The sequence below is a fragment of the Thermoactinomyces sp. DSM 45891 genome (assembly GCF_900119485.1).
Taxonomy (GTDB): domain Bacteria; phylum Bacillota; class Bacilli; order Thermoactinomycetales; family Thermoactinomycetaceae; genus Baia.
Map to the genome: position 1 here is coordinate 51,966 of NZ_FPJZ01000002.1, position 22,461 is coordinate 74,426.

Annotated in this window: 29 protein-coding genes and 1 tRNA gene; 13 read left to right on the forward strand and 17 right to left on the reverse strand. The window is 41.4% G+C overall.

Going from position 1 to position 22,461, the window contains the following annotated elements; genetic code table 11:
* The first annotated feature begins 57 nt into the window (after window positions 1–57).
* A complete protein-coding gene (locus tag BT147_RS03355; protein WP_072330965.1) occupies window positions 58–411 on the forward strand; it encodes a nuclear transport factor 2 family protein in 354 nt (117 codons plus the stop codon).
* Between the two features lie 43 nt (window positions 412–454).
* On the opposite strand, the gene BT147_RS03360 is transcribed toward BT147_RS03355, so the two are convergent.
* The gene (locus BT147_RS03360) at window positions 455–931 is read right to left on the reverse strand and encodes a coiled-coil domain-containing protein (RefSeq protein WP_072330966.1); all 477 of its coding nucleotides are present in this window, start codon (window positions 929–931) and stop codon (window positions 455–457) included.
* Window positions 932–1,076: 145 nt separating this feature from the next.
* Window positions 1,077–1,592 carry a thiol peroxidase gene (tpx, locus tag BT147_RS03365; RefSeq protein WP_072330967.1) on the reverse strand — a complete coding sequence of 172 codons (516 nt, stop codon included), beginning with the start codon at window positions 1,590–1,592 and terminating at the stop codon, window positions 1,077–1,079.
* Window positions 1,593–1,755: 163 nt separating this feature from the next.
* Between tpx and BT147_RS03370 the strand changes: the two genes are divergently transcribed.
* Window positions 1,756–2,067 (forward strand): iron-sulfur cluster assembly accessory protein, encoded by a 312-nt coding sequence (locus tag BT147_RS03370; RefSeq protein ID WP_072330968.1) that lies wholly within the window; start codon window positions 1,756–1,758, stop codon window positions 2,065–2,067.
* Between the two features lie 37 nt (window positions 2,068–2,104).
* Window positions 2,105–2,689 carry a YdcF family protein gene (locus tag BT147_RS03375; protein WP_072330969.1) on the forward strand — a complete coding sequence of 195 codons (585 nt, stop codon included), beginning with the start codon at window positions 2,105–2,107 and terminating at the stop codon, window positions 2,687–2,689.
* Here BT147_RS03375 and BT147_RS03380 read toward each other — a convergent pair.
* Window positions 2,675–3,076, reverse strand: a complete 402-nt coding sequence (locus BT147_RS03380) for a DUF309 domain-containing protein (RefSeq protein WP_072330970.1) — start codon at window positions 3,074–3,076, stop codon at window positions 2,675–2,677. The genes BT147_RS03375 and BT147_RS03380 overlap by 15 nt on opposite strands.
* Window positions 3,077–3,144: 68 nt before the next feature.
* Here BT147_RS03380 and BT147_RS03385 point away from each other — a divergent pair, with 68 nt between their 5' ends.
* Window positions 3,145–3,375: a DUF1128 family protein gene (locus BT147_RS03385; protein ID WP_072330972.1), complete on the forward strand. Its 231-nt coding sequence runs from the start codon at window positions 3,145–3,147 to the stop codon at window positions 3,373–3,375.
* A gap of 47 nt (window positions 3,376–3,422) precedes the next feature.
* Here the strand turns inward: BT147_RS03385 and BT147_RS03390 are convergent, their stop codons facing one another.
* Complete coding sequence (locus BT147_RS03390) at window positions 3,423–3,833, reverse strand: acyl-CoA thioesterase (protein ID WP_072330973.1); 411 nt, start codon at window positions 3,831–3,833, stop codon at window positions 3,423–3,425.
* 203 nt (window positions 3,834–4,036) lie between these two features.
* Between BT147_RS03390 and BT147_RS03395 the strand changes: the two genes are divergently transcribed.
* From BT147_RS03395 to BT147_RS03405, 3 genes are all read left to right on the forward strand, one after another.
* Window positions 4,037–4,113 (forward strand) — tRNA-Pro (locus tag BT147_RS03395).
* A gap of 121 nt (window positions 4,114–4,234) precedes the next feature.
* Window positions 4,235–4,519: a YolD-like family protein gene (locus BT147_RS03400; protein WP_072330975.1), complete on the forward strand. Its 285-nt coding sequence runs from the start codon at window positions 4,235–4,237 to the stop codon at window positions 4,517–4,519.
* Window positions 4,520–4,715: 196 nt separating this feature from the next.
* A complete protein-coding gene (locus BT147_RS03405; RefSeq protein WP_072330977.1) occupies window positions 4,716–4,988 on the forward strand; it encodes a DUF2651 family protein in 273 nt (90 codons plus the stop codon).
* Between the two features lie 46 nt (window positions 4,989–5,034).
* Here the strand turns inward: BT147_RS03405 and BT147_RS03410 are convergent, their stop codons facing one another.
* The 6 genes from BT147_RS03410 to pdhA form a co-directional block, all read right to left on the reverse strand.
* The gene (locus BT147_RS03410) at window positions 5,035–6,270 is read right to left on the reverse strand and encodes an MFS transporter (protein WP_072330979.1); all 1,236 of its coding nucleotides are present in this window, start codon (window positions 6,268–6,270) and stop codon (window positions 5,035–5,037) included.
* 9 nt (window positions 6,271–6,279) lie between these two features.
* Window positions 6,280–7,152 carry a GNAT family N-acetyltransferase gene (locus tag BT147_RS03415; protein ID WP_177239655.1) on the reverse strand — a complete coding sequence of 291 codons (873 nt, stop codon included), beginning with the start codon at window positions 7,150–7,152 and terminating at the stop codon, window positions 6,280–6,282.
* Between the two features lie 131 nt (window positions 7,153–7,283).
* Window positions 7,284–8,705: a dihydrolipoyl dehydrogenase gene (gene lpdA, locus BT147_RS03420; RefSeq protein WP_072330981.1), complete on the reverse strand. Its 1,422-nt coding sequence runs from the start codon at window positions 8,703–8,705 to the stop codon at window positions 7,284–7,286.
* Between the two features lie 4 nt (window positions 8,706–8,709).
* Complete coding sequence (locus tag BT147_RS03425; RefSeq protein ID WP_072330983.1) at window positions 8,710–10,047, reverse strand: dihydrolipoamide acetyltransferase family protein; 1,338 nt, start codon at window positions 10,045–10,047, stop codon at window positions 8,710–8,712.
* Between the two features lie 84 nt (window positions 10,048–10,131).
* The gene (locus BT147_RS03430) at window positions 10,132–11,112 is read right to left on the reverse strand and encodes an alpha-ketoacid dehydrogenase subunit beta (RefSeq protein ID WP_072330985.1); all 981 of its coding nucleotides are present in this window, start codon (window positions 11,110–11,112) and stop codon (window positions 10,132–10,134) included.
* A 3-nt stretch (window positions 11,113–11,115) separates the two neighbouring features.
* A complete protein-coding gene (pdhA, locus tag BT147_RS03435; RefSeq protein WP_072330987.1) occupies window positions 11,116–12,219 on the reverse strand; it encodes a pyruvate dehydrogenase (acetyl-transferring) E1 component subunit alpha in 1,104 nt (367 codons plus the stop codon).
* Window positions 12,220–12,679: 460 nt separating this feature from the next.
* On the opposite strand from pdhA, the gene mnmL reads away from it, so the two are divergent.
* From mnmL to BT147_RS03450, 3 genes are all read left to right on the forward strand, one after another.
* On the forward strand, window positions 12,680–13,654 hold the full coding sequence (gene mnmL / locus BT147_RS03440) for a tRNA modification radical SAM protein MnmL/YtqA (protein WP_072330989.1): 975 nt from the start codon (window positions 12,680–12,682) through the stop codon (window positions 13,652–13,654).
* Complete coding sequence (mnmM, locus tag BT147_RS03445; RefSeq protein ID WP_083426344.1) at window positions 13,651–14,232, forward strand: tRNA 5-(aminomethyl)-2-thiouridylate-methyltransferase MnmM; 582 nt, start codon at window positions 13,651–13,653, stop codon at window positions 14,230–14,232. The genes mnmL and mnmM overlap by 4 nt, the downstream gene beginning before the upstream one ends.
* A gap of 139 nt (window positions 14,233–14,371) precedes the next feature.
* The gene (locus BT147_RS03450) at window positions 14,372–14,803 is read left to right on the forward strand and encodes a VOC family protein (RefSeq protein WP_072330991.1); all 432 of its coding nucleotides are present in this window, start codon (window positions 14,372–14,374) and stop codon (window positions 14,801–14,803) included.
* 131 nt (window positions 14,804–14,934) lie between these two features.
* On the opposite strand, the gene BT147_RS03455 is transcribed toward BT147_RS03450, so the two are convergent.
* Together BT147_RS03455 and BT147_RS03460 are read right to left on the reverse strand one after the other, a co-directional pair.
* Window positions 14,935–15,747: an SDR family NAD(P)-dependent oxidoreductase gene (locus tag BT147_RS03455; RefSeq protein WP_072330993.1), complete on the reverse strand. Its 813-nt coding sequence runs from the start codon at window positions 15,745–15,747 to the stop codon at window positions 14,935–14,937.
* A gap of 121 nt (window positions 15,748–15,868) precedes the next feature.
* The gene (locus BT147_RS03460; protein WP_072330995.1) at window positions 15,869–16,264 is read right to left on the reverse strand and encodes a S1 RNA-binding domain-containing protein; all 396 of its coding nucleotides are present in this window, start codon (window positions 16,262–16,264) and stop codon (window positions 15,869–15,871) included.
* A 255-nt stretch (window positions 16,265–16,519) separates the two neighbouring features.
* On the opposite strand from BT147_RS03460, the gene pckA reads away from it, so the two are divergent.
* The 3 genes from pckA (at window position 16,520) to BT147_RS03475 (ending at window position 19,674) form a co-directional block, all read left to right on the forward strand.
* Window positions 16,520–18,094, forward strand: coding sequence for a phosphoenolpyruvate carboxykinase (ATP) (gene pckA / locus BT147_RS03465; protein WP_072330997.1), 1,575 nt, complete (start codon window positions 16,520–16,522; stop codon window positions 18,092–18,094).
* Window positions 18,095–18,237: 143 nt separating this feature from the next.
* The gene (udk, locus tag BT147_RS03470) at window positions 18,238–18,876 is read left to right on the forward strand and encodes a uridine kinase (protein ID WP_072331499.1); all 639 of its coding nucleotides are present in this window, start codon (window positions 18,238–18,240) and stop codon (window positions 18,874–18,876) included.
* A gap of 27 nt (window positions 18,877–18,903) precedes the next feature.
* A complete protein-coding gene (locus tag BT147_RS03475) occupies window positions 18,904–19,674 on the forward strand; it encodes a DUF3050 domain-containing protein (RefSeq protein ID WP_072330999.1) in 771 nt (256 codons plus the stop codon).
* Between the two features lie 61 nt (window positions 19,675–19,735).
* On the opposite strand, the gene BT147_RS03480 is transcribed toward BT147_RS03475, so the two are convergent.
* From BT147_RS03480 to BT147_RS03500, 5 genes are all read right to left on the reverse strand, one after another.
* Window positions 19,736–20,155, reverse strand: coding sequence for a hypothetical protein (locus BT147_RS03480; RefSeq protein WP_072331001.1), 420 nt, complete (start codon window positions 20,153–20,155; stop codon window positions 19,736–19,738).
* Window positions 20,156–20,348: 193 nt separating this feature from the next.
* Window positions 20,349–20,729, reverse strand: a complete 381-nt coding sequence (gene gcvH / locus BT147_RS03485) for a glycine cleavage system protein GcvH (RefSeq protein ID WP_072331003.1) — start codon at window positions 20,727–20,729, stop codon at window positions 20,349–20,351.
* Window positions 20,730–20,748: 19 nt separating this feature from the next.
* On the reverse strand, window positions 20,749–21,201 hold the full coding sequence (locus BT147_RS03490) for a TlpA family protein disulfide reductase (RefSeq protein ID WP_072331502.1): 453 nt from the start codon (window positions 21,199–21,201) through the stop codon (window positions 20,749–20,751).
* 121 nt (window positions 21,202–21,322) lie between these two features.
* On the reverse strand, window positions 21,323–21,862 hold the full coding sequence (locus BT147_RS03495) for a peroxiredoxin (RefSeq protein WP_072331005.1): 540 nt from the start codon (window positions 21,860–21,862) through the stop codon (window positions 21,323–21,325).
* Window positions 21,863–22,071: 209 nt separating this feature from the next.
* Window positions 22,072–22,437 (reverse strand): arsenate reductase family protein, encoded by a 366-nt coding sequence (locus BT147_RS03500; protein WP_072331007.1) that lies wholly within the window; start codon window positions 22,435–22,437, stop codon window positions 22,072–22,074.
* Window positions 22,438–22,461: the final 24 nt, after the last annotated feature.

Genomic DNA, 22,461 nt, shown 5'->3' on the forward strand with positions numbered 1-22,461 from the left:
GATGTGAAGGAGGCTGTTCTAGTTATACAATCTCACTGAAAAAGGAGTTGTCATAAATTGAATCGTACAGACCTAGCAATTCTAGAAAATTACCTATTCGAACTAGAAACCAAATTACTCAAACCAACGAAAGAACTTTATGCAGAGTATCTATCTGATACCTATTTTGAATTTGGTAGTTCGGGAAATGTGTGGATAAGGAAGGATTATGATGTGATTGGCTCTCGTGATACCCGAAAGCTAACACTTACTCAGTTTCAACTTCATCCATTAGCAGATGATGTAGTTATGGTAACGTATCATATTCATGATGAAATCCGAGAACTAAACACGTTACGCAGCTCCATTTGGAGGCAATTTAATAAAAAATGGAAGATGATCTTTCACCAAGGAACACCCACTCGCTCCTAATAAACAGATAGGGAGTCAACTTAGCATCATTTAGAAGGTAATCTTATACAGTACGTTTTAAACCAAGTGCTAGGATTTCTTCATCATGGCGAATGAGAACGGTTCGAATGTATTTGAGTCGTTCCTGTGTATCATCCCCTTCTTGCTCGATCTGGGTCACTTTTTGGTCAAGTAAGCCCACTGCTCGATCTACTTTGATGTCAAGATTATGGGTGCCTTGTTTGAGACTTTCTGCTATGTGATCAACTTGATCCATTCTGTTTTCTAGCTTGTCCATTCGCTGTTCTAAGCCATCCATTCTGTTTTCTAGCTTGTCCATTCGTTGCTCTAAGCCATCCATCCTGTTTTCTAGCTTGTCCATTCGTTGCTCTAAGCCATCCATTCTGTTTTCAATCCGGTCCAAGCGATCTTCTATGTTACCAACTCGCTTATCTAATCCATCTATCTTGGCATTCATGATTAATTGTTGATCATAGATAGCTCTCACCATCATCGTAAGTTCTTTTAGTTGTTCTTCCATGAACCCACCTCTTTTTCCATATACAGACAATATATCAGGTAAGCAGACATAAAGAAAGATATTATTCCTATTATTTTGTCATCAAATTAAAAAAGCTCAGCATCTAATAATAGACACCAAGCTTCCTCTCGAAACATTCCTATCCTTATAGAGCTTTTTTAGCCGCTTCGATAGCCGCTTCGTAATTCGGATGATTCGTAGCTTCTGAAACATACTCTACATAGGTCACTTTATCATTACGATCTACCACAAATACCCCACGTGCTAATAGACGAAGTTCTTTAATAAGCACGCCATAAGCCGTACCAAATGAAGCATCACGATGATCAGACACTGTTTGCACTTGGTCAATGCCAGCCGCCGCACACCAACGCTTCTGAGCAAATGGAAGATCCATACTCACTGTTAATACAACAGCATTATCTAATTTAGCCGCTGCTTCATTGAAGCGACGAGTTTGCGCATCGCATACTCCGGTGTCTACAGAAGGAACCACGCTAATCAGACGAACTTGTCCAGCTGAACTAGCGAGGGTTACTGGGGTTAAATCATTTGCAAGCACGGTGAATTCAGGTGCTTGATCGCCCACTTTCACCTCAGGTCCTACTAGGGTCACAGGACCCCCTTTAAATGTAATTGCTCCATGACGTTCTTGTGCCATTATGTATTCTCCTCCTTAACAAGGTTACAAACCTAATCTTACCATATTCTCATCACTGTAGAAATCGAGTTATATATGAACTGATTTCAAATATGTAGGATTTCCACTACCTTTCATTTTCTGCTATCATTTCATCTAGAAGGTTCGACAGGAGGTCTACAGCATGAAAGTACAAATATCCGACTTAGCCGCAGCAAAATTACTTTATATTCTACATCAAGAACACGCAGACGAATCGCTAGCATTTCGTGTGATGGCGCACACATCCGGTTGCGGAACTCCTTCCTTCGCCATTGATTTGACGGAGGTATTACCTCACTTCGAATCCATAAAAATAAAGAACATCCCGTTTACGTGGGTTCCTGCGGAGCGTGCTTGGATGGATGGACTCATCATCGACCTAAACCGTGATAACGGAAAATTTATTCTCTCTCATCCAAACCCACCGTTCCAATCTGAGTGCCAACTTACTTAAATGTCCTGCTACAACCAGTCTAGGAGGAATAGAATAGATGATGAATATGACAAAATGGATCCTAACCCTCTCTCTAGCCTTTATCCTACTTCTCCTTCTCATCATTGGATATTTCTATCTTAAGGTATCCCAATACGATGATACCCCTACTCAATCATCCCACGCAGATGCTGGGGTTGTTCTAGGAGCAGCATTGTGGAATGGAAAACCAAGTCCTGCCCTAGTCGAACGATTAGAGGTAGCAGCAAAACTATACCGAGATAAAAAAGTAGAATACGTCATTGTTTCAGGTGGACTAGAAGAAGAAGGCGTAACGGAAGCTCTTGCTATGAAAGAATATCTTGTACAAAAAAAGGTTCCTCAAGATCGGATTCTGCTAGAAGATCAGTCCTCAAACACCCAGCAAAATCTTGAAAACACAATGAAGTTACTAACCAATACCCAGATCGATAACATTGTCATTATCACACATGACTACCACATGACGCGCGCTTTGCAGTATGCGAAGCAAACCGGACTAAAAGATTCACTCATCGCCCCTGTCCACTCCAAAGTTTTGTTTATGCCCTATCATAAAGCGAGAGAAAGCCTAGCTTTAATCAAACAATCACTTGGTTTTTAACTGATGAACAAGTTCTTGTAAGACTTTATCCAATATAACAATCTCCATCGGCTCAAACGGAACGGATGGATCTTGCTCCATTTTTTCTTTCACGATAGATACTTTTTGACGAGTTTGCCGGACATCGATTCCCATCCAATGATTCGGATAGTAAGCTAATTTTTGCAACGCCAAATCAAACATTTTTCGAGCGCCACCTATGTTTTCATTTCGATGATGAAAAAGTCCAACCGCAATTTGAAGCAGCCCTTGATAAAAAGGCTCTCGCGCTTCTTCCATCCATAAATCCTCTAGTAATTCATGGCACTCAAAATAATCTCTCGTCTCATGAAATTCATACAAAAAACGAACATAGAGATCGGGATATAGACAAGGCTCTTGGTTCATCTGACAAGCTCCTCTACTCATGTTACAATGATGGGAAGTAGTTAAATTAGAAAGGAAGTATTCTCCTTATGGATCGCCACATAGCATCAGAAGAAAATCTTATTTGGGTTGTTGAAGAAATCAAATCTAGCTTAAAACTTGTAAATGCAGCCCTCATTTCTCCACAAGACTTTCGACTCTCTCATTTCCAGGATCTTCTTGAAATCTACCAATTGATTCAAAAGAAACAAGGTCAGCTTACAATGATGGAAATCGAAGGCATCTTAGAAGAGCTTCGCGATATGAAGAAAAATAATTAATTAAAAAACGATGAGGCTCCTAAAAAAGCATCATCGTTTTTTTGGTCCTATGTAGCTTGACAACATTCGGGGAAGTGAGTTTGTAGCGCATCTGGAAGTAACACACTTTTTCGAGTACTTAAGTCGATGGTAACAGAAACAACTTGCGCGTCTGCAACAAGTTCCCCATCTTGATTATAAATTTCATGCTTTAGTACAAAACTGGTCTTTCCCTTGCGAAGTGGTTCCGTGGATATCGTAAGATGCTGTCCTAGCTTTGCTTCTTTGCGATAATTGATGTTAATGTTTACAGATACAGTCCCCACGTTCATCTCTGTAAATACATCAAAAGGCAACCCAACTTTGTTATACCAGTCTTCTCGGCTCCACTCCATGTACTCTAGGTACTTTGCATTATTTACATGGCCCATGACATCAATTTCAGTAGGACGCACTTCGATCTTAATATGTGTTTTCAAGTCCAAGCCCCTTCCTTTATAAAAGATCCTGATTGGAAAAGAAGCTATACAATTCATAAACAAAAGATTTTCTTCTCAAATTTATTCCATTTTATCATAACTGATCGGATCGAAACGGGCAATTTTTTATAAATAAGTGTTGACTAGATTCTATATTAATGGTAGGATTTTATATGTCGTTTGGAAATAATACATATGATTATCGGGATGTGGCTCAGCTTGGTAGAGCACCTGGTTTGGGACCAGGGGGTCGCACGTTCGAATCGTGTCATCCCGACCAATCGAAACCTTCTCTAAAATGAGAGAGGTTTTTTTATTTTTCTCACACCTTCTTGACACGAACAAATATTCGGGTATGATTAAGATATAGATAAGAACATTTGTTCTGGAGTGTGATAAAGATGAACATACATAAAGATTCGGGTCATGTACAACAACCTTTTCAAAATCAACACAAAGCACCTATGTTTAGCTTAGAGCATACCATCGACTTAATTGATCGAATTCAAAAAGCATATGAGAGCAACAGCCCTATTCTACTTGTTTACCGCACACCTTTTGGCCATCGACAGTTTTGCGGCTTTGTCGATCGCATTGAGCCTGACGAGCGCACCATACATCTCTTCAATGGCAGTATAAAGAGAAAAATCGACTTAACGACTATGGTTACGCTGGAGTTAGTATAAGAGTGTAAAATGGAAACCCTCTCTACTTTGAGAGGGTTTCCATTTGTTTATCATGGTCATTATATGGATCCTTATCTATATATGGCCATGATCAATCACCCTATTCCCTAAGCAAGACAATTAGAGAATAATATATCAGAAAATACATAAATTTGTTATAATTATACTGTGGTTCTCTATAAAGGGGGATCGATTTATGGAAGAGCTTTGGCAAATGTATACAGATCACACGATTCTCATCACGGTCATCTTCCCCACAATTGCTGTCATATGGGGAATGCTAAGTTGTGTTCTATTTCGTAACTGGTGGTTTGGCTCTGCAATCACAGGTATTTTTTTCTCGTTATGGTATCTGATTGGCTTTCGTGAGGGGTTTGGATTTTGGATATTCATTTATATTGTCATTACCCTCATGACACATTTATCTTTACACGGACTACTAGCATTTGTGAACCGATATAGAGATTGAGAAAGAGGATGAGTCTATTTGTGTAGACTCATCCTCTTTGCACGATTTAATTAAACCTTCGGATAGCAGGGATAAATAGCACACCTAAAGCTACACAAAACATTAATGTGCCTTCCAGCCAAATTGCCTCTACTCCACCAAGCCAACTAGCAAGCCAGCCACTCATTACATTTCCAATAGGTAACAAAGTCCATGACCCGAATAAATCTAAACTGGCAACACGACCATATGATTCCTCCGGCACTAATTCCAATAAACTTCCTTCCCAAATTAATGCAAACACCATGATCGCTCCATTGGCAATGGCTATTAGCATCATGATCCCCACTGTAGTACTAACAAAAGCAAGACACGCTAATGCTACTGAATTAATCAACACACTAATATAGGCAACATATCCACGACGATGTGTACTTTTTCGTCCATAAAATAACGCCGCTATAATCGCTCCAATCGCTCCAGCACTACTCACTAAACCATAACTGAGATCAGAGAGATGTAGGTGTACCTTCATTAACCATGGTAGAAGAATCGTTGTAATACCTGCAAATCCGATATTTATAATCGTAAATGCTAAGATGGTGATCCAGATCCATGGATGCTTTCGAATCTCTATAAATCCTCCCAACAATTCGTGTCTAAAGTTATGTAACACAGGGGAAGTGTCATTTTTGGAGGTAGGCTTATCTACTCGTACAAAAGTGAGAACAACAATCGAAATAAACAATAAGACTGCAACAGTTCCAAACCCCGCACCTACAGAAATAAGCCCTACCATTGCTCCACCTAATACAGGGGCTACTAAGCGAGCAAGCTCTTGGCTAATTTGTGTTAGGGATAGAGCCGCATTTCGAATATCCTCCGTAAATACTTGAGCACGCAAAGCCATATACGCTGGTTGAAATAATGCATTCATCATGCCATACATGACTACAAAAATGGATAATGTGGTAATAGATAAATATTGTAACAAGCTTAAACAGGTAAGGATCCCCACTAATATACATCGAACCAATTCGGTGATAATCAGCAACTTAGTACGAGATACCCGATCGACAATCATACCAGCAAAAGGCAGTAAGATAACTTGCGGGAGCATAAGAAGGCCCATAATCCATCCCATATCTAGTGTGGATTGACTAAGAGAGTATGCACAAAGAGGGAGCACAACCCACAATGCCGCATCGCCCAAATGAGATAAAATCTGACCGGTCCAAAGAGCTGTAAAATTACGGGATAATTGGAATGGTTTTAGAAATGTGCGAATGGATATATGGATTATTCATCTCTCCTATCTCCCAAGTTTCTTTTCAAAGTAATCATTGCATCCGATTACGACAAATCCACAATCCTGATACAACTTCAATGCACGCTTATTTTCACTGGCCACATCTAGAAATTGAGTCGCTTCCCCTTCTTTTAACAGCATCTGCACAATCTCTGAAAGAACTTGTCTCCCGTAACCACGCCCTTGATACTCAGGAAGCAAACAAAACCCAAAGATAAATGCTCCCTCATCGCCAAGCTGTACAGATAAAACACCTATTTTTTCTTGTCCTTTTATAATTAGAAAGGCCCTTGTATCTGGCTGATGAAATCTCTCTGGCTTAATATCCCCTTTCGGTAACTGAAATGAAATCTCCATGCCATCGACAATAAAATTGACGTCCTCAGGCTCCGCTTTTCGGAACATTACATCCTCAAAGCGCTTTGGTTGTTGCTTAGCCTCACTCAGAGTCATGCAGTATTCAGAAAATTTATATTGGGTCTCTATTTGCGCCTTGGCAAATCGTTGACCAGACTCTGAATTGTGATCGACCACGAGCAATAGATTCGGAATACCTCGCCTCTTTAACTCTTCGATCGCTTGTTCCAATAATTTTTGGAAAATCCCTTTGCGACGAGCATCTGGGAGCACCATGCCTCCAATCTCTGCCTCACGCAGGTTAAATACATACAATCCCAAAAACCCCACTAGAATCCCATTTTCATAATAAAAAAAGTCATTTACTTCCTCTTTCGAGCGACTCTGTAACATATCCCAGTTTAGTTTGACTTCGATTTTTTCGTATTCATTACATATCTTAGATAAATTTTTTATCTCTTCTAGATCCTTCTCATCCAGGCCACGCTTTATCATGAAACCATTCTTTCGAGTTGTCACTTTTCGCATATCTCCTCATTTTTATATCATATAAATATATTCTTCATGATAATATAAGTCAACAAAAAGAGGATGAATCTATTTTCGTAGATCCACCCTCTTTGTCCAAACCAATATGAACTAACTATTTACTACTTCTTATTCACCATATGAATCGCATGCCCAAGGATCCCTTCAGCCGCTTCCATGAATGTTTCTGGAAGCGTTGGATGTGCATGGATCGTAAGGGCGATGTCCTCTGCATTGGCACCCATTTCAATCGCAAATACAGCCTCGGAAATCAAGGAAGATGCTTCTGGTCCGACGATTTGTACGCCTAGTAGTTGCTTCGTTTCTTTCTCTGCTACCACTTGGACAAATCCATCTGCATTTTCCATTGAAAGAGCACGACCGTTCGCCGCAAAAGCAAAACGACTGGTTATCACTTCGTAGCCTTCTTCTTTTGCTTGTTCTTCAGTGAGACCTGTATAGGCAATCTCTGGATCACTAAAGATAACAAATGGCATGGCTTGATAATCGATTACGCTATTCATCCCTGCTAATACCTCAGCAGCAATTTTTCCTTCATAGCTTGCTTTATGAGCAAGTAGCGCGCCACCAGCACAGTCTCCGATTGCATATACACCCGACACATTTGTCTTACACTGTTTATCGATTTTAATAAAACCACGATCATCTAGTTCAACGCCTACGTTTTCCAAGCCGATTTCTTCCGTATTCGGCTTTCTACCTACTGATACCAATGCATAATCTGCCACAAACGATCTCTCTTCGCCTTTAACAGTTGCACGAACGGTTACTTCATCCCCGTTCACTTCGCCACCTTGTACCATTGCTTCCGTGACGATGGTTACGCCTAGCTTTTTTAGCTTACGAGTAACCATTTTAGTAAGAGTTGCTTCTGTACCAGGAAGCAAAGATTTGGTTCCTTCGAGAATCGTTACTTCTGCACCTAGCTTCGCATAGGCAGTTCCGAGCTCTAAGCCGATATACCCACCGCCAACTACGATGAGTTTCTTCGGAACTTCTTGTAGATTTAGCGCTTCTGTACTGGACAAGATTCGTTTACCATCAAAAGGAAGAATTTTTAACTCAGCTGGACGAGAGCCGGTTGCAATAATGACATCGTTATATTTGAAGGATTGACTGGAGTCGTCTGTCATAACGCGTAGTGAGTTAGGTCCTGTAAAATAGACTTCACCTTTGGCTACTTCAATTTTATTTCCTTTCAGAAGCTGACTTACGCCGCCAGTCAACTTTTTCACTACTCCGTTTTTCCATTCGATCAACTTCGGCATGTTTACTGTTACATCGCCTGAAACTTCGATTCCAACATGACTTGCTTCACGAATGTGCATCAAACGCTCGGATGCGCTAATGATTGCCTTAGATGGAATACATCCACGATTGAGGCATACGCCCCCTACTTCATCTTTGTCCACGATAACAACACTTTTGCCGAGTTGTGCGGCACGAATGGCAGCTACATAACCACCAGGGCCAGCACCAACTACGACTACATCCACTTCTTGTGCTAGATCTCCTACTACCATGTGATCACATCTCCATCATTAAAAGTTTTGGACTGCTAAGCAACTTCTTCAGTTTACTGATAAAACGAGCTGCTAAGTCTCCATCGATGAGGCGATGGTCAAAGCTAACAGAGACATGCATCATCGAACGAATGACGATCTCGCCATCTACGACTACTGCCTTCTGCTCAATAGACCCCACACCCAAGATTGCCACTTCAGGGTGGTTGATGATTGGTGTAAAGTTTTGTCCACCTAGATTACCTAAGCTGGAAATGCTGAATGTCGAGCCTTTTAGCTCATCTGCCGCCAATTTCATCTCACGAGCACGGCCCGCTTTATCTGTTACTTCTTGTGCCAGTTGGAAAATCGACTTACGATCCGCATCGCGAAGAACCGGAACCATCAAGCCATTATCTGTCGCTGCCGCCATTCCAATGTGATAGTACTTCTTCACAACAATTTCTTCCGCCGCATCATCTATCGAAGCGTTTAACATCGGGAACTCTTTCAACGCAGATACAACAGCCTTCATGATAAATGGTAGATAGGTAAGTTTGACGTTTGCTTTCGCTGCTTCATCTTTTGCCCATTTACGAAGCTCAATCAATTCTGTTACGTCTATTTCATCCATAATGGTAACGTGTGGTGCTGTATGCTTTGATTCTACCATTCTCTTGGCAATCGTACGACGAATACCGCGTAATGGCATACGCTCCTCTGTACCATGACTTTCCAGTGGCGCTTTCGATGCTGCTGGTGCTGGAGTGGCTGGTGCTGAGGTAGCTTGAGGAGTCTCTTCTACCGACTCTGTAGCAGATATCGCTTCCGTTGGCAATACAACTTCTTCGGTTGTCTCTCCAGTAGAAAATGCTTTTACATCCTCTGCTAATACTCGGCCATTTTTACCTGTACCTTTAACACGAGTTAAGTCTACACCCATATCCCTTGCCATCTTACGCACAGAAGGCATCGCTTTTACATTTATATGAAAAGCTACTTCCTCTTGGACAGCTACTGGAGTAGACGGCTTCTCTTCCGATGTCTCTTTTGCTACTTCCTCTGATTGCTTCTCTTCCGTTGCTGGGGTTTCTTCTGTACCCTCTGCTGCTGGAACTTCGCCTTCTGCCTCAATCACCGCAATAACAGAATGAACCATCGCGATTTGACCCTCTTCTACTTTCAATTCTTTCACAACACCTGTTACAGGAGAAGGGATTTCTACAACTGCTTTATCCGTTTGAATCTCAGCAAACGGCTCAAACTCTTCGATCTTATCACCAGGTTTTACAAACAACTTAACGATTTCACCCTCGTGAATTCCTTCCCCTACGTCTGGCAACTGAAATTGGTATAATGCCATGGACTTGTTTCCTCCTTAACGATTTCTACGAAAATGAACCATCCGGCAAGTGTTCCACTCACAGGATGGGTTCCATCAGTCTAATTAGAAATTGCAAACTTCTTCGATTGCATTCACAATGCGTTTCGTATTCGGGATCCACTCGTCTTCAATCAGTGGATGGCCTAGCGGGGTATCAAAGCCGGTCACTCTCTTCACTGGTGCATCAAGTGAGAGGAGAGCATTTTCATTAATCACAGAAATTAACTCAGGGGCTACACCAGCTGTTCGTTGTGCCTCTTGTACCACAATCGCACGATGTGTTTTTTCAACAGAAGAAACAATCGTTTCCACATCAAGTGGGCTCAGGGTACGTAAATCGACTACTTCTACTTTTTTATTTAGATCTTTTTCAGCGATTTCAGCCGCTTTCACAGAAGTATGAACCATCGCGCCGTATGTGAAAATCGTTACATCTGTACCTTCACGTACAACATTTGCCTTCCCAATTGGCACAGTGTATTCGTCTTCTGGCACTTCGCCTTTTAGAGAGAAATATAGTTTCAAGTGCTCAAGGAAAAACACAGGGTCATTATCCTTAATCGAGGATAGTAGTAATCCTTTTGCATCATATGGGTTTGAAGGACATACCACTTTGATACCAGGTGTCTGGATCAAGAGGCCTTCTAAGCTATCACTATGAAGCTCAGGAGATTTCACTCCACCACCGAATGGCGCACGGAATGTGACTGGGTTATGATAACGTCCTCCAGACCGGAAACGCATACGAGGTGCCTGTACCATAATGGAATCCAGCGCTTCAAAGATAAAGCCGATAAATTGCATCTCTGCAATCGGACGGAAGCCTTGTATACCTAATCCTACTGCCAAACCACCAATTCCCGACTCAGCAAGAGGAGTATCCATTACACGATCTACTCCAAACTTAGCTTGAAGCCCGTCTGTTGCACGGAATACACCACCGTTTTTACCCACGTCTTCCCCGAAAATCATCACGTTTGGATCTTTTTCGAGTGCGATTCGCATTGCATCGTTGATCGCTTTTACCATCGTCATTGTTGCCATGGATTATTTCCCCTCCTTCGCCAAGTACTCTTGTTTCTGTTTTTCTAAATGAGCTGGCGTTGTTTCGTATACAGTATCAATCAAGTTTGGAATCGTCATCTTCTCGTATTGATCTGCTTTCTTAATTGCCTCTGCTACAGCTGCTTTCGTTTCTTCAATCACTTTATTTTCGTCTTCTTCTGTCCAAAGATTTTTGCTCTCTAGGTACTTACGGAAACGAATGAGTGGCTCGTTTTCCTCATAACCAGGTGATTCATCTTTAATCCGATAACGAGTTGGGTCATCCCCTGACATCGAGTGAGGTCCAAGGCGATAACAAAGAGTCTCGATCAAAGTAGGTTCCCCGTTTAGAGCACGTTCTCTCGCATCCTTCACTGCTGCATATACTGCAAGAACGTCCATTCCATCCACTTGAACACTACGAATCCCTGCCGCTAAGCCTTTTTGAGCAATGGTTTTCGCAACGGTTTGTTTGGATACCGGAGTTGAAATCGCATAACGGTTATTTTGAACAATAAATACAGCCGGGAGCTTAAATACACCAGCAAAGTTCATCGCTTCATAGAAGTCACCTTGTGAACTTCCACCATCACCGGTATATGTGATTGCAATACGTTTCTCGCCACGTCGTTTAAATGCCATTGCCACACCTGAAGTTTGGACATACTGTGCACCAATGATGATTTGCGGCATTAAAACGTTTACATCTTCCGGAATCTGTCCACCGTGTTGGTGACCTCGTGACCAAAGGAATCCTTGGTACATCGGATAACCATGGAAATGAAGTTGTGGAATATCACGGTATCCTGGTAGGATAAAGTCTTCTTTTTCCAATGCAAATTGGCTTCCGATCATAGAAGCTTCTTGCCCGGATACTGGAGCGTAGAAACCTAAACGCCCTTGACGTGCCAAGCCAACTGCACGTTGGTCCCATACACGTGTATATACCATACGGCGCATTAGTTCACGTAATTGATCATCGCTCAATTCAGGAAGATTCGCTTCGTTTACCTTTCCATCTGGAGAAAGTACTTGAAACGCTTGCATTTCTTGAATTTGCAATTCAGCCCCTGCAAGACCGCCTCCACTTTTCGTGGTTTTTGCCATTTGTATCACCTCATAGTTTCTTTGTAGCACTGTTATAGTAAAATGATTACTCTGTAGTATAACAGATGTGAAAATACCTATAATGAGTCTGTATTCAGTACACTTTTATATGTACTACAATTATTTATAAACCAATAATACACCAAGTAAAAGGATTGTCAATGAATCCACTTATGGTTATCTTTTGCAGGCAGTGGGTTTCTCATGAATCGAGTGGGATTCGGTTATTGTAAAACCAGATATTGGATGATGTATAGACCAAGGCATGTATCTATCCACAGCTCAAATAATAAAGCTTTACCACAGTCCTCCACATCCCTATAAGACTTATTAGTGGATAATCTTTCCTCATAGGACATTTTTATACGATTTTTGTATGGAAATCCTACATCACTATAGCTATTCAACATCCCTACATAGATCATGTATAATAAACACGTAGAAAAGAGGTAGAAAAATCATGGCTCAATCAATGAAACACAATCAGCTTACTCCTCTCATGTGGGGAGAAAAGCGTTATCATACTTGGAACTCTCATTTAAGACAAGTACATGGACAGAAGATTTTTAAGGTGGCTTTAGACGGTGGATTTACCTGTCCGAATCGGGATGGAGAGATCACTACAGGAGGCTGTACTTTTTGTAGTGCACGTGGATCAGGGGATTTTGCTGGAAACCGCAGAGATGATCTAGTAAAACAATTTCAGGATGTAAAGAAAAAGATGCACGATAAGTGGCCTGATGCGAAATATATCGGTTATTTTCAAGCATTTAGTAACACGTATGCACCTGTAGAAGAACTACGTGAGATGTACGAGACTGTTTTGGAACAAGAGGGAGTTGTGGGCCTCTCCATCGCTACTCGTCCGGATTGTTTACCAGATGACGTTGTCGAATATCTTGCAGAACTAAATCAACGCACCTATCTCTGGGTAGAGCTGGGACTGCAAACGATGCACGAAGAGACGGCAGATTTAATTAATCGCGCTCATGACTTCCAGTGCTTCTTAGATGGAGTAGAAAAACTGCGTAAACACGGTATTCGAACCTGTGTACATATCATTCATGGGCTACCGGGCGAAACACGCGAAATGATGCTACAGACGGTTGAAGCTTGTGCGAAGATGGATGTCCAAGGGATCAAGATTCACTTATTACACCTTCTACGCAATACCCCTATGATGAAGCAATACGAACAAGGATTGATCCAGTTCATGTCTAAGAAAGATTACGTACAATTAGTCGTAGATTCGTTGGAGATTCTCCCCCCTGATATCTCCATACATCGCATTACAGGGGACGGACCACCTGATCAATTGATCGGGCCTATGTGGAGCATGAAGAAATGGGAGGTACTAAACGAGATCGATGCTGAACTAACACACCGAGATACGTGGCAAGGAAAGTACGCTAAACCTCGTTTAGCCGAATCATGATGAAAACTTTATCCACCTTACAAAGTGCCAAACACTACATCAAACAAGCCATTCAAGAGCAGTCTCATCCAATTGCCATAGATGCTACTTTAGGAAATGGTTATGACACGATTTTCCTTGCCCAAGAAGTTGGCGCACAAGGCCTGGTCTTCGGCTTTGACATCCAGTCACTGGCCATTGAAAAAACATCACAACGTCTCCAGCAAAAAGGGGTTCTCGAACGAGCAACCCTCTTTCATGCAGGGCACGAATGTTGGGAAGCCTTTATTCCTCATAAATATAAAAATCAAATTAACGCAGTCATGTTTAATTTGGGCTACTTGCCACACGGCGATGAAACCATCATTACTCGTCCTGCAACAACCCTTCAAGCCATGAGGTACGCCTGTCAGTGGCTCGCTCCTAGAGGCATTATCACCATCGCCCTCTATGTTGGACATGAGGGGGGAAAAGATGAAGTGGATCACGTAATCAGCCTTGCTTCCAAATTACCCTCGAACCAATTCCAAGTTACATGGACACAGACGCTAAACCGAAGCAGTGCACCCTCTTTAATTGTGATTGAAAAAATTAAGTAAACATTGGAAAAATACCAAAATGAAGGAGGAAAATAGAGGGTGAATTGCACATAAATATCTTTCTTAATTTTCTATAAAAAGATATAATTATGTTAGTGGGTGTTTTATAATCAACCAATGAAGGATAGGTGGCCACCGTATGGGAACTAAGTTAATCTCTTATATTATGTTAGATGGAAACGCTAGAGAAGCGATTGATTTCTATCAAAAAGCACTCGATGCTGAGCTATACGGAATCCAAACCTTCAGTGAAATGCCAGACTGCCCAGAGTTTACAATACCAGATGCGGCAAAAGAGCTTATCTCTCATGCAATGATCAAGGTCGGAGATTCAGAGTTAATGTTCTCTGACGCCTTTCCAGGGCATGCTATGGAACAAGGAAACCAAGTTCAGATCTGCATCTCTTCCGCAGAAATTGCCCAATCGCAGAAATTTTTTGATGCCCTCCAAGAAGGCGGAACCGTCATCATGCCGCTAGCAGAAACATTTTTTAGCCCTGCCTACGGAATGGTTACAGATAAATTCGGAGTCACCTTTCAGCTTTATACCGAAGGAAAAGAAGGGTGTTAGAGCTTGGATCCACCCTATCGTGCCTACTAGATATCTCATAAGTACTCAGTTATCACACGAGCAAACATACTTGTCTGCTCGTTATTTCTCGTACCAATAGGCATTATTGGATTATAGCTCATCAGCATTCTTCACAACCCTGAATTCCCACTCTTCCCCTCATCCATCTTTTTCACCACTTTGGTTACCATCTTCCTCGGCATAAGCTGCACCGAACGAGCCAACAATCGATTCTTCACTCCTGGAATAATCAACGGCTTATCCTGTTCATCTAAAAATCGACGAAAAGCAAACTCAGCAATGTTTTGCGCGCTCATCGGAACTTCGCTCAGCCATGTCGGAACTTCCTCACGTGTACTCCATTTGACTTGAGATAGCTCAGGACCCGCACATAACGTATTCACCCTCACCCCGTAATCCTTCATCTCATTATCAAGCGCTTGGCCGAATGCCAGAATAAATGCATTGGTTGCATGAAACACAGCTAATTTCGGGCGTGGTTGAAAAGCGGCTGTAGATGCCACCTGCAAAATTCGGCCATATCGTCTCTCAGCCATTTGCTTTATAAATAGCTTTGTTATCGCAGTAAAAGTAGCTATATGAACTTGAATCATTTCCAGTTCTTGAGCAAGCTCCGTCTCTAAAAAAGACCCAGATAACTGAAAATCAGCGTAGTTAATCATAAGGTGAATGGGAGTTTGCCGCTCCATCGTCCATTCGTAAATTTGCTCTGCTGCATCAGAATCGGTTAAGTTTTGTGAAAACGTTTCAATATGTACCTTATACTTCTTCATCCATTCGGAGGAAGTCTGTTTTAATTCAGATGAGTCTGCATCCACTAAAACAAGATCATAGCCGTTCATGGCAAACAATCGTCCAAGCTCGTATCCAATACCCGATGTCGCACAGGTAATTAGCACAGTTTCTCTTTTTTTCTCTCTCAACCTCTTACACCTCACCCATCTATCGATCGATCATTCTTCCTATTATTATACTCACTCTAAACAAAAACACCTCCCAGAAGACTAGGAGATGTTTTTGCGTTATCTCATAACCACGAGACAACTATCTGTTTTTCTTTTGCTTTGCAGTAAGTGCCGAAAGACGCTCTTCACTGCTCTTCATCCACTTTTTCATCATGTCTTCAAAGTTCTCAGGGCTTTTCGCACGACCACCACCACGGCGATCTCCTCCCCCACGACGTTCGCGAGGAGGGCGTTGCTCTTCTTGAAGGGCTTTGATGGAAAGAGAGATCTTACCTGCAGGATCAATGGAAAGGACTTTCACTTTCACAGTTGCTCCCACTTGAAGTTCATCTTCAACTTTCTCAACATATTTGCTGGAAACTTGAGAGATATGAACAAGTCCGGTTTCCCCAGATTCTAGTTTAATGAAGGCTCCAAAGGGTTTTGTCGAAATAACTTCTCCAGATACGATGGCCCCTTCTTTTAATTCACTCATTGTAACACTCCCGCAATGAAATTCATTCTGTACGAACATATCATTATTTTCAACCTTTGTCAACGCTACAACTGCACGGAATAGAATGATTACAAAATTTCTATCAATATAGAATTGCGAAAATAGAAGTGAAATGGAAATTAATATTCCATCCTAACCCTATATATGTTATACTTTTTACCAAAGTGTTATAACATATATATAAATTCATTTATATAATATAGACAATAAATCAAAAAGGTGGATGGAATGAGCATGACGATTCGTTCGATTACATCAAATCATTATGAGCTTCGTGGAAAACTTCATCTAAATTTACCAGTAGCAGAATTAGTAGAACAAGCACTTAATAGACGGGAAGCTATTTTATCTTCCAATGGAGCCTTGGTCGCAACAACGGGGGAATTTACAGGGCGTTCTCCTAAAGACAAGTATATAGTGGATGAAGATTGTGTAAGCGATTCCATCGACTGGGGATCTGTCAATCAAGCACTCAAACCAGAAGCATTCCATAAGATTTATAAACGTGTTCAAGATTACTTGAAAGAGAAAGAACTCTTTATTTTTGATGGATTTGCTGGTGCAGATTCCACATACCAACTTCCAATCCGTGTTATTAATGAATATGCTTGGCATAACTTATTTGTGCATCAATTATTCATTCGTCCAACAGAACAAGAACTACATACTCACAAACCAGAATTTACCGTAATCTGCGTCCCTAACTTTGTCGTAGATCCTCAAATAGATGGAGTTCGCTCTAAAACATTGATTGCGCTTAGCTTTGAACAAAAAGTGATCATCATTGCCGGCACACAGTATGCTGGGGAAATGAAAAAATCCATCTTTAGTGTTATGAATTATCTCCTTCCCGCACAAGGGGTTATGCCGATGCATTGTTCGGCAAACGTAGGGGGCGATCAGGATGTTGCCCTATTTTTTGGCCTATCTGGTACAGGAAAAACAACTTTGTCTGCAGATCCGAAGCGCCAGTTAATCGGGGATGATGAACACGGTTGGACAAACCAAGGAGTTTTCAACTTTGAAGGTGGCTGTTATGCAAAGTGTATCGGGCTTAGTCAGGAAAAAGAACCACAAATTTGGCAAGCGATCCGCTTTGGTTCTGTATTAGAAAATGTTTCATTAGATTCCAAAAGAACTCCCGATTATGATAATTCTATTCTTACTGAAAACACACGTGCCGCCTATCCAATCGATTCGATTCCTGGGGCTGTTATTCCAAGTGTAGCAGGGCATCCTAGTGTCATTTTATTCCTAACCGCCGATGCTTTTGGCGTACTACCTCCTATCTCTAAGCTAAACAAAGAGCAAGCGATGTATCATTTTTTATCAGGCTACACAAGCAAGCTAGCTGGTACAGAGCGAGGCGTGACAGAACCTGAGGCTACTTTCTCCACTTGCTTTGGCGCACCTTTTTTACCACGTCCTGCGCATGTCTACGCAGAGTTACTAGGTGAGAAAATTGAAAAACATAATGCACAAGTTTTTCTCGTTAACACAGGCTGGTCAGGTGGCTCTTATGGGGTAGGGAAACGAATGAACCTTGCCTATACACGCGCAATGGTAACCGCAGCCATAAACGGTACCCTGTCCAATGTTGATTATGTAACCGAAAAGGTGTTTGGCCTCTCCATTCCAACAACATGTCCAGACGTTCCAAGTAATATCTTGAACCCGCTCACAACATGGGCAGAGCCTAAAGAATATTATGAAACAGCAAAGGATCTAGCAAGTCGTTTTCATCAAAACTTTACTAAGTTCACTGGTGTAGCAGATAACATTCGATCGGCTGGCCCACGAAATAAATAGAGATGGTTCATATTCCATACACTAAAACCTGACAGTACCTTTGTCAGGTTTTTTATGTTACCATCGTACGGATGAGATAATTTGATAAAGAGTTATTTATAAATGGTAAATGGATCGTTACTATGGAAAGGATCGACACAGCTATGAATCGACCGGTATTAATTGGTGTCGCAGGGGGCACTGGTTCAGGTAAGACCACCGTTGCGCGAAAACTCGTAGAGGAATTCTCTGATTCGGTCTTGTTAATGGAGCAAGACTCCTATTATGCAGACCAAGCTCACCTGACCATGGAAGAGCGAACCAAGATTAATTACGATCATCCGTTAGCTTTTGATAATAACCTACTGGTCGAACACCTACAGCAACTAATGGATTATCAATCTGTTCAGATGCCAATCTATGATTATACAGCATCCACCCGTTCAAACGCGTACAAACAAGTCGAACCCAAACACGTTATTATCGTGGAGGGAATCTTGATTCTTGAGGATAAGGGTTTACGGGATCTTCTTGATATTAAAGTATTCGTCGATACAGATGCTGATGTACGCATTTTACGTCGCATCGAGCGTGATACAAAAGAACGCGGCCGTACGTTGGAATCTGTTATTCAACAATATCTACAAGTGGTTCGTCCCATGCATATGCAATTTGTCGAACCAAGTAAACGATATGCTGACATTATCTTGCCTGAAGGCGGGAAAAATGTAGTAGCTCTTAATCTCTTAATGAATCAAATTCGTATGTATCTACAAGAATTGGATTCATGTAACCAATTCTAACACCTAAATTCGAAGGAGATATTCACCATGTCCACCGTAATCGAGTCAACATCTATCCAAACGGTACGCGATCAACTATTAAAGCATCCCATCTATGAAGCGATGACCTCTCCAGACAGAGTCCGTATCTTTATGAAACACCATGTATTTGCAGTCTGGGATTTTATGAGTCTAGCTAAACGATTGCAGAACTCACTCACAACCACTACATTACCGTGGGTTCCCAGTCCAAATGCACATTATGCTCGCTTTATCAATGAAATCGTTTTGGGAGAAGAGACGGATGAAGATGGACAAGGAGGATATGCCAGTCATTTCGAGCTATATGTAGAAGCAATGAAAGAGGTTCAAGCTGATACTACATGGATGGAATCATATCTTCAAGATCTGGAAGCAGGGAAAGATCCGATTGAGGTCTTGCAAAACAGTTCTCTTCCACCCACGATTGTTCAATTTGTAACATACAGCTTAAACTTAGCATTTTCAGCACAGTCGCATGAAGTCACTTCCGCCTTTTTCTTTGGACGTGAAGATCTAATACCAGAGATGTTTACCCAACTTCTTTCTGAACTAGACCATCACGACCAATCGACGGAGCGGATTCGTTACTATCTCAATCGTCATATCGAGCTAGATGGAGATACGCACGGTCCACTAGCTGAAAAGCTTCTACATTCTCTCTGCGAATCTGATTCAGAGAAATGGAGGCAAGCTGAGCAAGTGGCTCTCCGATCTCTACAATTACGAAGCCAACTCTGGGATGGTGTGTTAGCAGAGATTGAAGAAAAAGGATTATAGCATATGAAAAACACCTTTGATTCAGCAGAATCAAAGGTGTTTTTATCTAAACGGTCCCCCATTAGCAACTATTCTCTTTTGATATTTCCAAGTTTCGTAGCTTTTCGCTTAGCACTTTGAGGCGGATTTTTAGGAGGTCAGCCCAATCATAATCTGGTTTGCAGATACGTAGCAGATCCAATGCAAGGTCGATTTGTTCTCGTAAGATCGATTCTTGATTATCATCTTCCTCAAAGCTAAAACTAGATTCTTTCCACTTCTTTAACATTTTGGGATCAATACGATCGTAGAGGGTGGTTTCTTTTACGCGATCTTCAATAGCATACTCTACTACCAACTCAAATTGTTCTTTCACAGCAGGATGAACGTGTCTCTTCTGGCAGACAGGACAATAGAGAACCGGTACTTGATGAACCGAAACCTGTTTTCGCACAATCGTTCCGATTTTGCCAATCATACTTGCACCGCAGCAGTAGATCATGCAATTCCCTCCTCTACCTCTCTGATAAATTGATTCATCAAAACATTTGGAAATAAGAGAGTAGTGGATATATTCCCAGGTCGTAGAAACTCTAAACCTATTTTTCAAACTTTTTTCCGTATATTTAATCCATAAAAAATACAAAATAACCCCAGCATACGCTACTGGGGCTCTATCACTCTATCGTCGACCATTATTGGATTGATTCTTTGTACTGCTCGTCTGAAAGAAGCTCTTTCAATTGAGCTGTATCGTCAAGCTGTACTACAATCATCCAGCCATCTTCGTAAGGCGCATCGTTTACGTTTTCTGGGGATTCTTCAAGGGAGCCGTTTACTTCCACGATGGTTCCATTTACAGGTGCATAAAGTTCCGAAACAGTCTTCACAGACTCTACACTACCAAACGGTTGGCCTGATTCGATTTTGTCGCCCACTTCTGGGAGTTCAACAAATACGATATCTCCCAATTCAGATTGAGCAAAATCGGTAATACCTACTCGTACCTTGTTATCTGATTCGGTTTTTACCCATTCATGTTCTTCTGTATAACGCAATTCTTTTGGTAAATTCATGCAGGAACCCTCCCAAGGATTAAGATTGTTTTTCCTTCTCTTCGTTCAAGACACGTTCCAGTGGTTTTTTTAGCAAGGCGAGAGCTTTTTCACCAGCAGAGCGATGACGTAACAACCCTGTAGAATCGAACAAGTAGAATGCAGGTACAAACTCATTTTCAAACGCATCTACTACCTTATGTTCATTATCAATCGCTTGCGGATGTTGCAAACCATATTGTTCGATGGTTGCCTTTACTTCATTGATGTTGGTATCTTTTTCAGAGCGAGGCATGTGAATTCCTACAAACTCGAGCTCTGGGGTCTCTTCCCGCATTTTCTTTAATTCTGGGAAGCTCTCCTTGCATAGGTAACAACTAATGGACCAAAAATGAACTAAAACCGGCTTACCTTTTAGCGCCTCTTTACTAGCTTCACTATTCACCCATTCTGTTACTCCTGCTAACTCCGGCATTTCGGTACGTAGACGCATAGCCACGAGAAAACCCTCCTTCATAATATCGTAATTTCTTTTCTCTGAATAGATGAATCTATTGTAAGAAAGGACCTAACAGATTTTTGTTAGGTCCTTTTATGGATGTGATGAATCGTGATTACAGTGTTTTTTGACCTGGTTTCCAGTTAGCTGGGCAAAGTCCGCCTGTTTGAAGGGCATCGAGTACACGAAGCGTTTCGTCTACACTACGACCTACGTTATCATCCGTTACGACTTGATAACGAACGATTCCTTCTGGATCGATGATGAAGAGACCACGTAACGCGATTCCTTCGTCTTCTTTTAATACACCGTAGGCACGGCTTACTTTGTGATTCGTATCAGCAGCGAGTGGATATTGAATGTCGCCTAGTCCATTATCATCACGTGAAGTATGGATCCATGCACGGTGCGAATACACACTATCTGTGCTTACACCCAAAATCTCACAATCACGATCGGTAAATTCATCCGCACGATCGGAAAGTGCTGTGATTTCAGTTGGGCATACAAAAGTAAAATCAAGTGGATAAAAGAACATTACAAGCCATTTGCCTTCGTAGTCAACTAGCTTTGCTTGCTCTTTCAATGATTCTAGGTTTTTAGTGCTCTCCATTACGAAATCTGGAGCTGGAAGTCCTACAAGACGTGCTGTCATGAGTATTTCCTCCTCTATCGGTGAGTATATTTTCTAATCATGCCATTTGTTAATCTATCCAATAGTTGGACTTGATAAACACCGTAGCATGATCATGAACAAACTTAGGATAACATGACCATTATTTATAGTCAATATCAATTTATATTAAGTATAATGTAAAAATAATTATTGCAATTGGGTAACTGGCTCTCAGCTAATCGAAGCTACTACTTCTGTGAACCCCAATTCGTTTCAAATTCGTCCTCTTTAAAACCAACGGTAACTTTTTTTCCATCTGTTACCAAAGGGCGTTTAATCAACATCCCATCTGAGGCTAATAGGGCTAACTTCTCATCATCTGTCATCTCTTTTAACTTCTGCGATAAGCCTAGTTCCCGGTATTTCTTCCCCGATGCGTTAAAGAACTTTTGGATCGGGAGTCCACTTATGTTCACCATTTGACGTAATTGCTCTATTGAAGGAGGAGTTTCGACAATATGATGATCTTCAAAGGAAACACCATGTTGTTGAAGGTATTTCACAGCGTTTCGACAGGTTCCACACTTGGGGTATTCGTACATGACAATCGACATCTGTTGATCACACTCTTTCTACAA

Coding starts and splice junctions, on each gene's coding strand:
- udk (WP_072331499.1), top strand. CDS start 18,238: ATGAATCGACCGGTATTAATTGGTGTCGCAGGGGGCACTGGTTCAGGT.
- tpx (WP_072330967.1), bottom strand. CDS start 1,592: ATGGCACAAGAACGTCATGGAGCAATTACATTTAAAGGGGGTCCTGTG.
- BT147_RS03385 (WP_072330972.1), top strand. CDS start 3,145: ATGGATCGCCACATAGCATCAGAAGAAAATCTTATTTGGGTTGTTGAA.
- lpdA (WP_072330981.1), bottom strand. CDS start 8,705: ATGGTAGTAGGAGATCTAGCACAAGAAGTGGATGTAGTCGTAGTTGGT.
- mnmM (WP_083426344.1), top strand. CDS start 13,651: ATGATGAAAACTTTATCCACCTTACAAAGTGCCAAACACTACATCAAA.
- BT147_RS03475 (WP_072330999.1), top strand. CDS start 18,904: ATGTCCACCGTAATCGAGTCAACATCTATCCAAACGGTACGCGATCAA.
- BT147_RS03360 (WP_072330966.1), bottom strand. CDS start 931: ATGGAAGAACAACTAAAAGAACTTACGATGATGGTGAGAGCTATCTAT.
- BT147_RS03500 (WP_072331007.1), bottom strand. CDS start 22,437: ATGTCGATTGTCATGTACGAATACCCCAAGTGTGGAACCTGTCGAAAC.
- BT147_RS03495 (WP_072331005.1), bottom strand. CDS start 21,862: ATGACAGCACGTCTTGTAGGACTTCCAGCTCCAGATTTCGTAATGGAG.
- BT147_RS03425 (WP_072330983.1), bottom strand. CDS start 10,047: ATGGCATTATACCAATTTCAGTTGCCAGACGTAGGGGAAGGAATTCAC.
- BT147_RS03370 (WP_072330968.1), top strand. CDS start 1,756: ATGAAAGTACAAATATCCGACTTAGCCGCAGCAAAATTACTTTATATT.
- BT147_RS03405 (WP_072330977.1), top strand. CDS start 4,716: ATGGAAGAGCTTTGGCAAATGTATACAGATCACACGATTCTCATCACG.
- BT147_RS03480 (WP_072331001.1), bottom strand. CDS start 20,155: ATGATCTACTGCTGCGGTGCAAGTATGATTGGCAAAATCGGAACGATT.
- BT147_RS03400 (WP_072330975.1), top strand. CDS start 4,235: ATGAACATACATAAAGATTCGGGTCATGTACAACAACCTTTTCAAAAT.
- BT147_RS03380 (WP_072330970.1), bottom strand. CDS start 3,076: ATGAACCAAGAGCCTTGTCTATATCCCGATCTCTATGTTCGTTTTTTG.
- BT147_RS03450 (WP_072330991.1), top strand. CDS start 14,372: ATGGGAACTAAGTTAATCTCTTATATTATGTTAGATGGAAACGCTAGA.
- mnmL (WP_072330989.1), top strand. CDS start 12,680: ATGGCTCAATCAATGAAACACAATCAGCTTACTCCTCTCATGTGGGGA.
- pdhA (WP_072330987.1), bottom strand. CDS start 12,219: ATGGCAAAAACCACGAAAAGTGGAGGCGGTCTTGCAGGGGCTGAATTG.
- gcvH (WP_072331003.1), bottom strand. CDS start 20,729: ATGAATTTACCAAAAGAATTGCGTTATACAGAAGAACATGAATGGGTA.
- BT147_RS03375 (WP_072330969.1), top strand. CDS start 2,105: ATGATGAATATGACAAAATGGATCCTAACCCTCTCTCTAGCCTTTATC.
- BT147_RS03490 (WP_072331502.1), bottom strand. CDS start 21,201: ATGCGTCTACGTACCGAAATGCCGGAGTTAGCAGGAGTAACAGAATGG.
- pckA (WP_072330997.1), top strand. CDS start 16,520: ATGACGATTCGTTCGATTACATCAAATCATTATGAGCTTCGTGGAAAA.
- BT147_RS03430 (WP_072330985.1), bottom strand. CDS start 11,112: ATGGCAACAATGACGATGGTAAAAGCGATCAACGATGCAATGCGAATC.
- BT147_RS03460 (WP_072330995.1), bottom strand. CDS start 16,264: ATGAGTGAATTAAAAGAAGGGGCCATCGTATCTGGAGAAGTTATTTCG.